14 protein-coding genes are annotated in these 14,488 nt (G+C 68.6%); 5 read left to right on the forward strand and 9 right to left on the reverse strand.

Annotated elements, in window-relative coordinates:
* Positions 1–29 precede the first annotated feature (29 nt).
* The 9 genes from J1M64_RS15855 to J1M64_RS15895 all read right to left on the reverse strand — a co-directional run bounded on the left by J1M64_RS15855 (position 30) and on the right by J1M64_RS15895 (position 9,548).
* A complete protein-coding gene (locus J1M64_RS15855; RefSeq protein WP_154830560.1) occupies positions 30–641 on the reverse strand; it encodes a TetR/AcrR family transcriptional regulator in 612 nt (203 codons plus the stop codon).
* A gap of 13 nt (positions 642–654) precedes the next feature.
* Positions 655–1,431: a crotonase/enoyl-CoA hydratase family protein gene (locus tag J1M64_RS15860; RefSeq protein ID WP_374210697.1), complete on the reverse strand. Its 777-nt coding sequence runs from the start codon at positions 1,429–1,431 to the stop codon at positions 655–657.
* Positions 1,432–1,442: 11 nt separating this feature from the next.
* Entirely contained in the window at positions 1,443–2,207 is a 765-nt protein-coding gene (locus J1M64_RS15865) for an SDR family NAD(P)-dependent oxidoreductase (protein WP_185950724.1), read from the reverse strand.
* Between the two features lie 48 nt (positions 2,208–2,255).
* The gene (locus J1M64_RS15870; RefSeq protein ID WP_120284236.1) at positions 2,256–3,431 is read right to left on the reverse strand and encodes a thiolase family protein; all 1,176 of its coding nucleotides are present in this window, start codon (positions 3,429–3,431) and stop codon (positions 2,256–2,258) included.
* Positions 3,432–3,473: 42 nt separating this feature from the next.
* On the reverse strand, positions 3,474–5,012 hold the full coding sequence (locus tag J1M64_RS15875; RefSeq protein WP_154830562.1) for an acyl-CoA synthetase: 1,539 nt from the start codon (positions 5,010–5,012) through the stop codon (positions 3,474–3,476).
* A gap of 31 nt (positions 5,013–5,043) precedes the next feature.
* Positions 5,044–6,201, reverse strand: a complete 1,158-nt coding sequence (locus J1M64_RS15880) for an acyl-CoA dehydrogenase family protein (protein ID WP_120284232.1) — start codon at positions 6,199–6,201, stop codon at positions 5,044–5,046.
* A gap of 68 nt (positions 6,202–6,269) precedes the next feature.
* Complete coding sequence (locus J1M64_RS15885; protein WP_120284230.1) at positions 6,270–7,772, reverse strand: TRAP transporter large permease; 1,503 nt, start codon at positions 7,770–7,772, stop codon at positions 6,270–6,272.
* Entirely contained in the window at positions 7,765–8,331 is a 567-nt protein-coding gene (locus tag J1M64_RS15890) for a TRAP transporter small permease subunit (RefSeq protein WP_120284228.1), read from the reverse strand. Before J1M64_RS15890 ends, J1M64_RS15885 begins: the two co-directional genes overlap by 8 nt.
* A complete protein-coding gene (locus J1M64_RS15895) occupies positions 8,328–9,548 on the reverse strand; it encodes a C4-dicarboxylate TRAP transporter substrate-binding protein (RefSeq protein WP_206474817.1) in 1,221 nt (406 codons plus the stop codon). Before J1M64_RS15895 ends, J1M64_RS15890 begins: the two co-directional genes overlap by 4 nt.
* A 305-nt stretch (positions 9,549–9,853) precedes the next feature.
* Here J1M64_RS15895 and J1M64_RS15900 point away from each other — a divergent pair, with 305 nt between their 5' ends.
* The 5 genes from J1M64_RS15900 to J1M64_RS15920 are packed head-to-tail and all read left to right on the forward strand — an operon-like array spanning position 9,854 to position 14,453.
* A complete protein-coding gene (locus J1M64_RS15900) occupies positions 9,854–10,948 on the forward strand; it encodes a YihY/virulence factor BrkB family protein (protein WP_154830564.1) in 1,095 nt (364 codons plus the stop codon).
* Between the two features lie 10 nt (positions 10,949–10,958).
* On the forward strand, positions 10,959–12,029 hold the full coding sequence (gene rfbB, locus J1M64_RS15905; protein WP_206474818.1) for a dTDP-glucose 4,6-dehydratase: 1,071 nt from the start codon (positions 10,959–10,961) through the stop codon (positions 12,027–12,029).
* Positions 12,026–12,907, forward strand: a complete 882-nt coding sequence (gene rfbA, locus J1M64_RS15910; protein ID WP_206474819.1) for a glucose-1-phosphate thymidylyltransferase RfbA — start codon at positions 12,026–12,028, stop codon at positions 12,905–12,907. The genes rfbB and rfbA overlap by 4 nt, the downstream gene beginning before the upstream one ends.
* A complete protein-coding gene (gene rfbD / locus J1M64_RS15915) occupies positions 12,904–13,890 on the forward strand; it encodes a dTDP-4-dehydrorhamnose reductase (RefSeq protein WP_206475051.1) in 987 nt (328 codons plus the stop codon). Before rfbA ends, rfbD begins: the two co-directional genes overlap by 4 nt.
* Positions 13,887–14,453 (forward strand): YdcF family protein, encoded by a 567-nt coding sequence (locus J1M64_RS15920; RefSeq protein ID WP_256820322.1) that lies wholly within the window; start codon positions 13,887–13,889, stop codon positions 14,451–14,453. Before rfbD ends, J1M64_RS15920 begins: the two co-directional genes overlap by 4 nt.
* The last annotated feature ends 35 nt before the right edge of the window (positions 14,454–14,488 follow it).

Consider the following 14,488-nt stretch of genomic DNA (forward strand, 5'->3'; position numbering starts at 1 on the left):
CCGCCCGGCCCGACTGGCCTTCGGCCCGGCTAGCCCGGTTTCAGGGGGGCAGGGACGGTGACATCCCGGTGGTAAACCACGCCCAGTGCGAGTTCTTGGTAGCGGTGGACGATCTCCTCGACCGCCAAGTCGCCGTCCGGCTCGTACCAGTGGGCGATCGCGTTGCACATGCCCAGGATGGACCGGTAGGAGTCCTCGGGGAATCGGGTGCAGAACTCGCCGCTCGCGACGCCGTCGGCGACCGCCTGTCGCAGCGGCTCACTGGACTGCCGCTGTCGCTCCCGATAGGCCGCGAGGTGCTTCGGCTCGAGGTTACGGGTTTCGGTTTGGACCAGCTGGGACTGTTCCTGCTCGAGCGTGCGGAACCGGACCAGTGAGGCGACGAAGCCCAGGAGCCGGCCGGTGGGGGTCGAGTCCTTGGCCTCGAACTCCTCGGTCACGCGCCCCTCGAAGGAGTCCATCCCCGCGTTGAGCATGGCCGCCAGCAGCTCCTGCTTACTGGCGTAGTGGTAATACATCGCCGACAGGCTCACCCCGGTCTTCTGTGCGATCGACCGGATCGATGCGCCCCCGTAGCCGTGTTCCACGAACTCCCGGCGGGCGACCGCCAGGAGGTCGTGCTGCACCGTGCCACTGGTCATCGTGTCGGTCCTCTCAGGTCGCCGTCCACCGTGGAGCCCGCTTCTCCTTGAAGGCGAGCGCCCCTTCGCGGGCGTCGTTCGACGACCGGACCGGGAGGTAGATATCTCTCATCTTGTCGAATTCCTCCTCGGAGTTCCACTCGCGCGACCGGGCCATGATCTCTTTGGATGCCCGCACGGCAAGCGGGGCGTTCGCGGCGATCGCTTTGGCCAATTCCACGGCGGCGGCGGTCGCCTCACCCGCCGGGACGAGCCGGTTGACCAGGCCGGCGCCCCGGGCGGTCTCGGCGTCGATCGGTTGGCCGGTCAGGGCGGCTTCCATCGCCAGCTGATACGGAATGCGTCGGGGGAGCCGGAGCAGGCCGCCCGCGCCCGCCAGGAGACCACGCCTGACCTCGGGGAGGCCGAAGGAGGCGTTCTCCGACGCCACGACCAGATCGCAGGACAGGACGATCTCGAAACCGCCGCCCAGCGCCGGACCGTCGACCGCCGCGATGAGCGGTTTTGCCGGGGGCTTCTCCACCAGGCCCGCGAAGCCGAGCTCGGGTAGTGAGACGTTCTCCCCAGCGATGAAGGCCTTCAGGTCCATCCCGGCACAGAAGACGGATCCCGCGCCGGCGATCACTCCGGCGGTGAGGTCGTCACGCCGGTCCAGCTCGGCCATCGCCGCAGCGATCGCCTCCGAGGTGGCCCGGTTGATGGAGTTACGCGCGTGCTGGCGGTCGATGGTCACCACCAGGACGCCGTCGGTCTCCTCGACGTGAACCCGGTCCACCACGGTCGCGCTCACCTGCGGGCCGCTCACTTGGGGGCCATCCGGATCGCGCCGTCGATGCGGATGGTCTCGCCGTTGATCATGGCGTTGTCCACCACGTGCAGGGCGAGCTTGGCGTACTCGTCGGGCTTGCCGAGACGCGAGGGGTGCGGGATCTGCGCGGCCAGACCCTCGACGAGCTCCGCGGGATGGCGGTCGAAGATCGGGGTCTCGAAGATGCCGGGGGCGATCGTGTTGACGCGGATCTGGCGGCGGGCGAGGTCGCGGGCGGCGACGATCGTCATCCCGACGATGCCGGCCTTGGACGCCGAGTAGGGCATCTGCCCGATCTGGCCCTCCCATGCGGCCACGGAGGCGGTCATCACGATCACGCCGCGCTCGCCGTCGGTCGGTTCGTTCTTCGCCATCTCCGCCGCGGCGATCCGCAGGACGTTGAACGAGCCCAGGAGGTTCACGCGGACGACGAGCTCGAAGTCCTCCAGCGAACCCGGCTCGCCCTCGCGGTCCACCACCCGGACGGTCCGGCCGATGCCCGCGCAGTGCACGACCGCGCGCAGGGGGGCGCGCTCGGCTGCACTCCGGACAGCCGCGGTGACCTGCTCGGGATCGGCGACGTCGGCGGGGGCGAACGTGACGAGGTCACCGAACCCGTCGGCCACCTGCTGCCCGTCGGAAGACGGCAGGTCCACCAGGATGGTGGGGACGCCGGCGTCGACGAGACGGGCGACGGTGGCCCGGCCGAGGCCGGAGGCCCCGCCGGTCACCAGGGCGCTCGCATTGGTCAGATTCATCGGTCTTACCTCTCTCTACAAGAAAAGGGGGTCACAAGGAGAAGGCGGTCAGAGCGCTTCGACGACGGTGGCGTTGGCCATGCCGCCGGCCTCGCACATCGTCTGGAGCCCGTAGCGTCCGCCGGTGCGACGCAGGTGGTGGATCATCGTGGTCATGATGCGGATCCCGGAGGCTCCCAGCGGGTGCCCGAGCGCCACCGCGCCGCCGACGGGGTTGAGCTTGGCGTCGTCGGCTCCGAACTCGTACCGCCAGGCCAGGGGTACCGAGGCGAACGCCTCGTTGACCTCGTAGGTGTCGAGGTCGGCGACGGTCATCCCGGCGCGGTCGAGAGCTTTGTGGGTGGCGGGGATCGGGCCGGTCAGCATGAGGACGGGGTCATCGGCGACGACGGCGGAGGCCACGATCCTCGCGATCGGGGTCAGTCCCAGGGACTTCGCGACGTCCTCGTTCATGATGAGCATCGCGGCTGCGCCGTCAGTGATCTGGGAGGAGTTACCGGCCGTGACCTTCCAGTCCACGTCGGGCCGCTCGGCTCGAGCGCTCTCGGAATCGAATGCCGTGCGCAAGCCGGCCAACTTCTCGGAGGTGGTGCCCGGTCGGATCGACTCGTCGGTGTCCACGACTCCCGCCGGCGTGGTCACGGGCACGATCTCGTCGTCGAACCATCCGCCTGACCGCGCGGCGTCCGCGCGCTCATGGGAGCGGGCCGAGTAGTCGTCCAGCTGCTCACGGGACAGCCCCCACTTCCCGGCCACGAGTTCGGCGGCCACGCCCTGATTGGTCAGGCCCGGGTACCGCTCGTGGACGACCGGACCGTAGGGGTCCTTGTCGAGCTTGTTGACCCCCATGGGGACGCGGCTCATCGATTCCAGTCCGGCGGCGATCACCACGTCATAGGCGCCGGCGACCACACCCTGGACGGCGAAGTCCACGGCCTGCTGGCTCGAGCCGCACTTGCGCTCGACGGTGACGCCGGGGACGTGCTCGGGGAAGCCCGCGGCGAGGGCGGCCTGACGTCCGACGGTGCCGGACTGCTCACCGACCTGGCTGACGACGCCCACGATGACGTCCTCGACGAGTGCGGTGTCGAGGCCGGTGCGTTCGGCGAGCCCGGAGAGGATCTGGGCGAGGAGATCGACAGGGTGCAGATCGGCGAGGGCGCCGCCGGCCTTGCCGCGGCCCATGGGGGAGCGGACGGCGTCGATGATGACTGCGTTCGGCACGGAATCTCCGATTCGGATGAGGGTGAGGGTGGGGCGGGCAGGTCAGACGGAGGCGTCGAGGCGCCCCTTGACCAACTTCCCGGTCTGGGTGCGGGGGATGACCTCGGTGAACGCCACCGTGCGAGGGCACTTGTAGCGGGCGATCCGGTCGAGGCAGTGCTGTTTGATGGCGTCGGCCGTCGCATCGGTCGGTTCAACACCCGGGGCGAGCTGGACCACGGCCTTGACGGTCTGTCCCATCACCTCGTCCGGAACGCCGATCACTGCGACGTCGATGACGTCCGGGTGCACGGCGATGCAGTTCTCGATCTCCTGCGGGTAGATGTTGACCCCGCCCGAGATGATGGTGAACTTGGCGCGGTCGGTGAGGTAGAGGAAGCCCTCGTCGTCGACATGTCCGATGTCGCCGAGGGTGGTCCACTCGGGGTGGTCGGGGTGCCGCGTCTCGGCGGTCTTCTCGGGATCGTTGTGGTATTCGAAGGCGTAGTCGTGCCGTTCGAAGTAGATCCAGCCGGTCTCCCCGGCAGGCAGTTCGCGGCCCAGTTCGTCGCAGACGTGGAGGATGGCGGGGGACCCCTTGCCCACGCGGCCGACGCTGCCGGGCTTACGCCGCCACTCCTCGGGGGCGATCGTGGTGGTGCCGTTGGACTCGGTGGAGGAGTAGTACTCGTAGACCACCGGGCCCCACCAGTCCAGCATGGCCTCCTTGACCTCGATCGGGCACGGGGCCGCGGCATGGATGGCCACCTCGAGTGACGAGACATCGTAGGCCTCGCGCACTTCCTCGGGGAGGCGGAGCATGCGGATGAAGTGGGTGGGCACCCACTGGCTGTGGGTGACGCCGTACTTCTCGATGGCGGCCAGGCAGTTCTCGGGGTCGAAGTGGTCCATGAGGATTACGGTGCCGCCGTGTGCCTGGGTTCCGGTGGCGTAGCGCAGCGGGGCCGCGTGGTAGACGGGCGCTGGCGAGAGGTACACCGTGTCCGGGTTGAAGTCGTAGTTGATCTTCATCCGGGCGATGACGTTGGGGCCGGGCTCGTCGCCCACCTGTGCGCCGTCGAGGGCCGGCTTGATGCCCTTGGGGCGTCCGGTTGTGCCCGAGGAGTAGAGCATGTCCGCGCCGCGCGGTTGATCTGCCGGCGGGGTGCTGGGCATGCTTCCCACGGCCGCCTCGTAGTCGAGGTGGCCGGGGATCTCGCCGCCGAAGGCCAGCCGGTGCTCCACGTGGGGCGACTGTTCGACGATCGCCTCGCCGAGCTCGGCCAGTGGTGCGGACACCACGAGGACCCGGGCGCCGCTGTCGCCGACGATGTAGGCGACCTCGTCGGTGGCCAGGTGGGTGTTGACCATCGTGAAGTACAGGCCGCAACGCATCGCGCCCCAGTAGAGCTCAAACACGGTGGCGTCGTTGACCGAGAGCGCGGCGATGTGATCGCCCGGCTTGAGCCCCTGTGCCAGGAGCCAGTTAACGAATCGGGCCGATCGTTCCTCGAGCTGGGCGTAGGTCATCACCCGACCGGTGGCGTCCTCGATGACTGCGGGCTTGTCCGGAGTGGACGCGGCCCATTTTCCTGGATACATAGATGTCCTCCTGTGGTGTCCGCGCGGAGCGTCAGAGCCCGAGGCTCTTGGCGATGATGGTCTTCATGACCTCGCTGGTTCCGCCGTAGATCCGGGAGACGCGGGTGTCCGTGTAGAGGCGGGCGATGGGGTACTCGGTGATGTAGCCGTACCCGCCGTGCAGCTGCAGGCACCGGTCGATCACACGCGCGGCCATCTCGGTGGCGTGGAGCTTGGCCTTGGCGGCGTCCGCCACGGTGAGCTCGCCCCGGTCGAGCAACTCCAGGCAGTGATCCACGTAGACGCGGGCCACCTCGACCTCGGTTGCGCACTCCGCCAGCACGAACTTGGTGTTCTGGAAGCTCGAGACGGGTTTGCCGAAGACGTTGCGTTCACGCGTGTAGTCGGTGGCCAGCCGCAGCGCGGCCTCGGACTGGGAGACCGCGTTGAGCGCGATGCTCAGGCGTTCCTGCGGGAGGTTGTGGGTGAGGTAGGAGAACGCCGCGTCCTTCTCGCCGAGGAGGTTCTCGACCGGCACCTTGACGTCGTTGTACGACAGCTCCGCGGTGTCCTGCTGGCGCAGACCGATCTTGTCGAGCTTGCGGCCCACGGCGAAGCCCTCGGAGTCGGTGGGGACGCAGAGGATGGACAGGCCGTGACGGCGGTTGTCCGGGTCGAACGGTGAGGTACGGCAGACCGTGAGGATCATGTCCGCGGTCACGCCGCCGGTGATGAACGTCTTGGAACCGTTGACGACGTAGTGGGTGCCGTCGGCACTGAGCTTGGCGGTGGTGGAGATGTTCGCCAGGTCCGACCCGGTACCGGGCTCGGTCATGGCGATGGCGGTCATCAGCTCGCCGGAGGCGAAGGCCGGCAGCCACCGCTGCAGCTGCTCGGGCGTCCCGTACTCCATGAGGTACGGCAGGATCAGGCAGCAGTGCACGGTGTACGAGCCGAAGGACACTCCCGCTCGGGCGACCTCCTCGAACACGATCGCGCTGTACTTGAAGCTCGTCTCGCCGCCGCCCCCGAACTCCTCGGGGACCTGGACGCCTAGGATGCCGAGCTCGCCGAGCTTGTGGAAGAACTCGCGCGGGGGCCTGCCGAGCTCGTCCCACTCCTCGCGGTGGGGGGCGACCTCCTTGGCGATGAAGTCACGCACCAATTGGCGGAACTCGTCCTGCTCTCGGGTGAAGATCGTCCGCTGCATGTGTACTCCTGAGGTTCGTGTTGCTGGTGTCTGGTGGTGTCTGGCCGTGGCGTGTGGCGATGACCCGGTCACTCCGCGGCGGAGGAATTGGGCAGCCAGAGGGCGATGTCGGGGAAGAAGATCAGGGCGAGGAGGATCACGGCGCTGGTGGCCACGAACCAGGCCACTCCCTTGAACACGTCGGACAGCCGCACGGTCACCCCCAGGTTGACCTCGGGGTTCGACGCGATCCGGTGAACGATGTAACTGAGCATGCCGATCGGAGGGGTGACCAGCGCGAGCTCGACGAGGATCACCATGAACACGCCGAACCACAGGAGGCTGATGTCGTAGGTGTCGAGCACCGGCATGAGGATCGGGACCGTGAGCAGGATCATCGCCAGGCCGTCCATGAACATGCCCAGGATGAGGAACACGAAGATCAGTCCGACGAGGAACAGGGTCCGGCTCAGTCCCAGCGAGGTGATCGTGTCGGTGAGCCAGTTGGCGACCCCGGACAAGGCCACCACGCGGGTGAGCACGTGCACGCCCATGAGGAGCAGGAAGATCGAGGCGACGCCGGCCGCGGTCTCGCGGAGCGAGGTCAGCACCGTCCGCACGAGGTGTCCGACGGAACGGTCGTCACCGAACAGCCAACCCAGCAGGATTGCCGCGATCGCACCGAAGGCCCCGGCCTCGGTGGGCGTGAAGATTCCGGTGTACATGCCACCGATGATGAGGATGAGGATCAACGCGACCGGGGTGATGTCCCCGAGGGACCGGATCCGCTGGCCCCAGGTGTAGTGGGTGGTCGACCGGGGCGCGAGGGTCGGGTCGATGGTGCACCTGACGACGATGAGGGTCGCGTACGCCATCGCCGTGATCAGTCCCGGGATGAGCGCGGCGAGCAACTGCGGGCCGACGGGCGTCTCGGCGACACCGGCGTAGATCACCAGCACCACACTCGGCGGGATGAGCATTCCCAAGGTGCCGGACATGGCGACCACGCCGGTCGCCAGGGACGGCTTGTATCCGGCACGGAGCATCTCGGGGATGGTCGTGCGGCCCAGGGCGTAGGAGATCGCGATCGAGCTACCGCTCGAGGCCGCCAGTCCGGCGCCGGCGAAGTTGGTCGAGACCGCCAGTCCACCGGGCAGCCGGCCGAGCCAGGCCTGGGCCGAGGTGAACAGTTTTCCGGTCAGGTTGAACCGGCCCATCGCCACGCCCATGAGGATGAACAGCGGGATGACGGACAGGCTCCAGCTGGCGGCGGAGGTGAAGGGGACGTCCTCGAACGTGACTGCGACGGCGCTTGTGCCCGCTAGCTTCCACAGGCCGACCGCACCGGCGCCCATGATCGCGATCCCCACGTGGATACCGGCGACCATGGCGACGATCGACAGCACGATCGTCAGGAGGCCGACCATGAGGTCTGGCAGGTTCGGTGTGAACAGGATGACCGCGGCGATGATCAGCGAGAAGCCGAAGTTGCCCCAGTAGGCCCGGATGAGGTTGCGGTTCGGTTCCGGGGCGCCGAGGTCGTCGTCCGGTTCTAGGCCGGTGTAGTCGGTGGCGAGGGTGGTGTCAGACATGGGACTTCCTCGGACGGTCGTTGGTCAACAGGCTGATGATCGACACCAGGAGCTGGAGGGCGAACAGGGCGAATCCGATTGCGAGGACGATCTTGACCGGCCAGATCGGGATGGTGATCGCCCCGAGGGCGACCTGCTGGACCTCGACGGCGAAGACCGCCGCGGTGATCGAGTAGTAGGTCAGTGCACAGACGAACAGGAACATCAGACCCTTGACGACCAGGTCCGACCACCAACGCGAGACGGGGTCGAGGTACTGGGTGAGGATGGTGGCGTTGATGTGCTCGCCGATCTGCTCCGCGTACCCCATAGCGAGCATCACGATGAGGACCATCGACCAGTTTTGGGTGATTTCGAGCGTGCCGGACAGGGGGGCGCCCGTCAGGTTGCGGGAGCTGACGTCCGCGGCGATGTGCAGCGCCAGGACCAAGGTGGCGATCCCCGCGATCACGGCACACGCGTACAGCACCCGGGAGAGGGCCCGCTGTCCCGGAACGAGTCGCTCCGCAACGGTGGTGGTGGTGTCCATCATGTTCTCCAACCGGTCTGAGGGGGTCACGGTGCGGTGCGGTCGAAGATCTCCGACCGAACCGTCTGCATGTAGGGGTCCAGGTCGATCTCCACGGTTTCGGGATCGTCCGGGATCTCGGCGAGGGCCGGGTCGTCGTATCCCATGTCCTCCAGCCGGGTCTTCCAGTCGGCCATGATCTGGCGGTACCGCTCGACAGTTCCCTCGGGATCCTCTAGGCCCTCTGGTGCGCGGTCCGGCAGGGAACGCAGCGACTCCTCCTGGTAGGCCTCGAGGGTGTCCTGGAGTCCGGGGGCGACGTCGTAGAAGTTCACGCCCATGTCCGCGCCCTCGGCCAGCAGGCGCTGTTGAAGGATGATCCCCTCCTCGCGGAGGTAGCCCTCGAACCACGTCTCCCGGGCCTCGTCGATGACCTGACGGGCGTCCTCGGGGAGCTTGTCCCAGACGTTCTTGTTCATGATCACGTACTGCGTGTAGCTCGAGAACGGGATGTCGACGTAGTGTTTTGCGACCTCCCACAGGCCGAGGGCGATCATGATCTTGCCGTTAGCCAGGGAGCAGTCGATCACCCCGCGCTGCAGGCCCTCGTAGATCTCGCCGGTCGGAAGGGTCACCGGGACCATTCCGAGCGCTTCGATCTCGCCGTAGTTGAAGGCGCCGCCGCTGCGAACCCGCTTGCCGCGGGCCTCCTCGAGGCTGTTGACGGGCTCTTTGCACACGAGGTGGTAGTTGGTCGACGGGGTCCAGGTGAACAGCAGCTTGATGTCCTGGTCCGAGAACTGCTTCTCGATCAGCGGATTGGTGAGCGCGAACTCGCTGCCGCCGGCGAAGGCCTGCATCATGCCGAGCGGGTACTCCGGCTCGACGACGCTGGCCATCTGGGAGGTCCAGTCGGTCATGGGGAACTCTGACGGGTAGTAACTCGGGGTGAACATGCCCATGTCCACGATCCCGCCGCGGACCCCCTGCGCCATGTCGGCGCCCTTGACCAGGCTGCCGCCCCAGTACTCGTCGAAGGTGATCTTCCCGCCGGTCTCTTCCTCGACCTGCGCGGCGAAGTCGCGGAAGGGGCCAGCCGAGGAGACGGTCGTGTAGTCGCCGTAGCGCAGTGTGATCGGCTCCATCGTCTCGATGCTGTCGCCGGTGATGCGGTGGCCGCCGGTGCAGCCCGTGGCGACGAGCGATCCGATCATCGTCAGGGCGAGCGCTGCGCGTCGGGCCACGCGGCTTCGGGTGCTGGTGGGCATCGGGGATCCTTCTGGTTCCGGGCCGGGCGCTCGAAGGGGCGTCCGGGGTCCTGATGGATGGCCTGAGGGGGCGGGTCGAACTGGTCGATCAGCTGCGAAAGCGATGTAATCCAGGTCACGTTTCGAACGTTCGTTAAGTTAATCGGGCGTTGACGTCTTGTCAAGACAATCATTGTCATGGATTGCGCATTGCGGCACGCAGCACGCAGCACCAGGCACTCAGATGCCCAGGCGGATGGTCGTGGTGGGCGCGGCGTGTGGCGCGCCCACGCGGGATGAGCGCCGACAGCAGTCACAATCGGGACATGACGACATCCGGAGGGCCCGCGGCGACTGCCCGCAGAGGATTGCGGACCGTCCGAATGGTACTCGTGCGGTCCGTGGGGGAGTTCCTGCGCGACCGCGGCCCCGATCTCGCGGGCTCGCTCACCTTCTACGGCGTGCTCTCGCTCTTCCCGGCGATCCTGGTGGTGATCTCGCTGCTCGGCGTGTTCGGCCAGGGGAACCGGACCGTCGACGCCGTCATGGACATGCTCTCCGACGTCGCGCCGCCCGACGTGCTCGACCCGGTCCGCGGGCCGATCGAGGCGTTGGTGACCACGCCGGCCGCCGGGACAGCACTCCTCGTGGGCACGGTCGTGGCGCTGTGGTCGGCCTCACGCTATGTGTGGGCGCTGGGCCGCGCGATGAACGCCGTGTACGGGGTCGAGGAGGGGCGGCCCATCTGGCGGCTGATGCCCGCCGGGGCGCTGCTTACGGCATTGCTCATCGCGTTGGTGGTCGTCGGCGGTCTGGCCCTGGTGTTCACCGGCCCCGTCGCAGAGACGGTCGGCGGGTGGATCGGCCTCGGTGACACCGCACTGGCCGTATGGGAGATCGCCAAGTGGCCGGCCGGGATGGTGTCGGCGGTTCTCGCGCTGGCGATCCTCTACCGGTTCGCCCCCAATGTGTCGGGACGCAGGTTCAGCTGGGTGTCCCTCGGAGCGGCGGCGGCGCTGGTGATCATCGGCGTGGCCACCGCCGGATTCAACTTCTTCGTCTCTAGGTTCGGAAACTTCAACGAGGTGTACGGATCTCTCGCGGGGGTGATCGTCTTCCTGCTGTGGCTGTGGTTGGTGAACATGGCGGTGGTCTACGGCGTCCGGCTGGATGCGGAGGTGCTGCGTGTGCGGCAGTTGCGCGCGGGGATCTCCGCGGAGGAGGCGGTACTGGTGACCCCGCGGGTGACGGCCGCGAGCGAGCGCCAGGCCCGGCGACGGGAGGAGATGCTCGCCGCCTATCGGGAGCTGCTCCGCGTGCCCGACGACCACACACTCGATGACCGCGCACTCGGCTCCTCGGACCACTCGGCAGCGGGCATCACCGGGGAGGCGGCCGAGGCGGATCGTTCGCGGCGGTAGGGTTGGGTGCATGCGCCTCGTCGTCACCGGGGGAGCCGGGTTCATCGGCGCCAACTTCGTCCACACCGCGGTCCGCGAGTACCCGGACGCCCACGTCACGGTGCTGGATTCCATGACGTACGCCGCCAACCGCGCCAATCTGGACGGACTGCCCGACGAGCGGGTGGAGTTGGTCGAGGCGGACTGCGCGGACCCGGCGGTCACCGACCGGCTGGTCTCCGAGCTGACGGGGCCGGACGATGCCGTGGTGCACTTCGCCGCGGAGAGCCACAACGACAATTCGCTGGCCACCCCGTGGCCCTTCCTGCACTCCAACATCGTCGGCACCTACGCCGTGCTCGAGGCGTGTCGGCGGCATGACGTGCGCCTGCACCACGTGTCGACGGACGAGGTCTACGGGGACCTGCAGCTCGACGATCCGGCCAAGTTCACCCCGGACACGGCGTACAACCCGTCGAGCCCGTATTCGGCCACCAAGGCCGGGGCCGACATGCTCGTGCGCGCGTGGGTCCGCAGTTTCGGGGTGCGGGCCACCATCAGCAACTGCTCGAACAACTACGGCCCGTTCCAGCACGTCGAGAAGTTCATCCCGCGTCAGATCACCAACATCCTCGACGGTCGCCGGCCCCGCCTCTACGGCAGTGGGGCCAACGTGCGGGACTGGATCCATGTCGACGACCACAACGCGGCGGTCCTGCGCATCCTGGCCGCGGGCGAGCCGGGCCGGACGTACCTCATCGGCGCGGACGGTGAGCACTCGAACCTGCAGGTGATGCAGATGATCTGCGAGCTCATGGGGGTGGCTGGCGGCGTTGGGGGAAACGGGGCCGGCACCGGGGGCGACCCGGGTTTCGACCATGTCACCGACCGGCCGGGCCACGACCTGCGCTACGCCATCGACGCCACCGCCACCCGGCAGGAACTGGGCTGGGAGCCGAGGCACACCGACCTGCGCGAGGGCCTGCAGCAAACGATCGAGTGGTATGCCACCCATCGCGACTGGTGGGAGCCGGTCAAGGAGCGCGTCGAGGCGAAGTACGCGCGGACGGAACACGTGCTGGACCCGGGGGCCACGCGGTGAAGGGGATCGTCCTGGCCGGCGGCAGCGGCACCCGGTTGAGCCCGCTCACCCTGGCGACGAGCAAGCAGTTGATGCCGGTGTACGACAAGCCGATGATCTACTACCCGCTGTCGACGCTCATGCTGGCGGGGATCCGGGACATCCTCATCATCACGACCCCCCAGGACGCTCCGCAGTTCCGCCGGTTGCTGGGTGACGGCAGCCAGTTCGGCATCGCCCTGAGCTATGTGGAGCAGGCGGCGCCGGAGGGGCTGGCGCAGGCGTTCGTGCTGGGTGCCGAGCACATCGGCGACGAGCCGGTGGCCCTCATCCTGGGCGACAACATCTTCTACGGGCCGGGGATGGGTACGCAGCTGCGGCGCTTCGCCGAGCCCGAGGGCGGCGCCGTGTTCGCCTACCGCGTCTCCAATCCGAGCGAGTACGGGGTGATCGACTTCGACGCCGACGGTCGGGCGATCAGCCTGGAGGAGAAGCCCGAGGACCCGTCCTCCGATTTCGCCGTCCCCGGCCTCTACTTCTATAGCGCCGACGTGGTGGACGTGGCGCGCGGCCTCGGAAAGTCCGCCCGGGGCGAATACGAGATCACCGACATCAACCGGCACTACCTGCGCGAGGGCCGACTGCAGGTGGAGGTGCTGCCGCGGGGCACGGCGTGGCTGGACACGGGTACGCACGACTCCCTGCTCGACGCGGGCAACTACGTGCGCACGATCGAGGACCGGCAGGGCCTGAAGATCGGCTGCCCGGAGGAGGTGGCATGGCGTATGGGATATATCGACGACGACGAGCTCACCGTCCTCGCCCACGACCTGCGCAAATCCGGGTACGGCCTGTACCTTCTGGACATCCTGCGCCGCGAGAAGGGGCGCAGCCTGTGACCGCCGGCCGGTGGCCGCGGATCCTCGCGACGGGCGGCCGCGGACAGCTCGGGCACTACCTGGACAGGCAATCGAGGCGTCAGCTCGGCGGTGGCGCGGTCGCGGTGGGCCGCGACGAGCTCGACCTCACCGACCCGGCCTCGATCGCCTCCGCCCTGGACCGTCACGCACCGGAGGTCGTGATCAACACGGCCGCGTACACGGACGTCGACGGCGCGGAGGCCGACGAGGTCACCGCGCACGCGGTCAACGCCGACGGCGTGGAATCGCTGGCCGTGGCGTGCCGCGACCGCGGGATCCGGCTGGTCCACATCAGCACCGACTACGTCTTCTCGGGCGAGGTCCCCGGCGGGGGCGACCCGGCCACCGCTCCGGCGCTCGAGCCGCACGACCCGACCGCGCCGGTGACCGCGTACGGGCGCACCAAACTCGCGGGGGAACGGGCGGCGTTGGCGGTGTACCCCGAGACGACGATCGTCCGCACCGCGTGGGTGTACACCGGCCCCGTGCGCCACGGGCAGGGGCTGCGCGGTTCGGACTTCGTCGACACCATGGTCCGCCTCGAGCGCGAGCGGGACACGCTCTCGGTGGTGGACGACCAGTGGGGTTCGCCCACCTACACGGCGCCGCTGGCCGATCAACTGCTCGGCCTCGTCGGCGGGGAGGCCTGGGGCGGTTTCGACGCGCGGGGCCTGACCCTGCACCTGGCAGGGGGAGGCCGCGCGACGTGGTTCGACCTCGCCCGGGCGGTGTTCACGTGGTTCGGGGCTGATCCCGAGCGGGTGCGACCCTGCACCAGTGAGGAGTTCGCGCGCCCCGCTCCGAGGCCGGCCTTCTCCGTGCTCTCCGATGCCTCGTGGCGTGCCGTCGGGCTGGAGCCGATGGACGACTGGACGCAGGATCTCGTCCGCGCGATCGCCCACGAGGGCTGGATCGCCCAGCGACAGCGGGAGCGGGGCGACCTCCCGGGACCCGGGTCGTGAACCGGACCCGCCACGGAGTGCTCGCGGCCGGGAGCGCCGCCGCGGTGGCGGCCGCCGCCGTCGCCGCGCTCGCTCTCACGGCGTGGGGCGCGTTCCTGCTTCAGCCGCGCGCCGACGAGCCCGTTCACGCCGACGCCGTGGTGATGCTCGCCGGCGCCGACGACGGTCGCCACCTGTACGCCCGGGACCTCGTGGAAGCCGGGTATGCCGACACGCTGCTCGTGAGCAACCCCGGCGGCACTTCCGAGACGGTGGCCCGGCGGCTGTGCACCGGAATCGCCCGACCCGCGGGCGCCGAGGTCGTGTGCTTCTCGCCCGACCCGCGCACCACCTGGGGCGAGGCGCAGACGGTCGCGTCGATCGCGCGGGTGCGCGGGTGGGACCGGATCCTGGTGGTGACCAACCGGCCCCACACCCTCCGGGCGGGGACATGGATGCGCACCGCCACCGGTCTGGACGTGCGGATGGTGCCCGTCGAGCGGCTCGACCGTGGGATGCTGCCGGTTCATCTGGTGTGGGAGGCCGCCGGATGGATCAAGGGCCGCGTCAACGGCCACTGGTGACCCCGGGCGGCCGGGGTGTTACGCGCGAGGCGGGG

The sequence above is a fragment of the Dietzia sp. KRD202 genome (genome assembly GCF_017168155.1).
In the GTDB taxonomy this organism is placed as follows: domain Bacteria; phylum Actinomycetota; class Actinomycetes; order Mycobacteriales; family Mycobacteriaceae; genus Dietzia; species Dietzia kunjamensis.

Bases quoted from the DNA above. Each gene is read 5' to 3' on its own strand.
- J1M64_RS15895 (WP_206474817.1), bottom strand. From the start codon at position 9,548: ATGCCCACCAGCACCCGAAGCCGCGTGGCCCGACGCGCAGCGCTCGCC.
- J1M64_RS15855 (WP_154830560.1), bottom strand. From the start codon at position 641: ATGACCAGTGGCACGGTGCAGCACGACCTCCTGGCGGTCGCCCGCCGG.
- rfbB (WP_206474818.1), top strand. From the start codon at position 10,959: ATGCGCCTCGTCGTCACCGGGGGAGCCGGGTTCATCGGCGCCAACTTC.
- J1M64_RS15900 (WP_154830564.1), top strand. From the start codon at position 9,854: ATGACGACATCCGGAGGGCCCGCGGCGACTGCCCGCAGAGGATTGCGG.
- J1M64_RS15880 (WP_120284232.1), bottom strand. From the start codon at position 6,201: ATGCAGCGGACGATCTTCACCCGAGAGCAGGACGAGTTCCGCCAATTG.
- J1M64_RS15865 (WP_185950724.1), bottom strand. From the start codon at position 2,207: ATGAATCTGACCAATGCGAGCGCCCTGGTGACCGGCGGGGCCTCCGGC.
- J1M64_RS15875 (WP_154830562.1), bottom strand. From the start codon at position 5,012: ATGTATCCAGGAAAATGGGCCGCGTCCACTCCGGACAAGCCCGCAGTC.
- J1M64_RS15885 (WP_120284230.1), bottom strand. From the start codon at position 7,772: ATGTCTGACACCACCCTCGCCACCGACTACACCGGCCTAGAACCGGAC.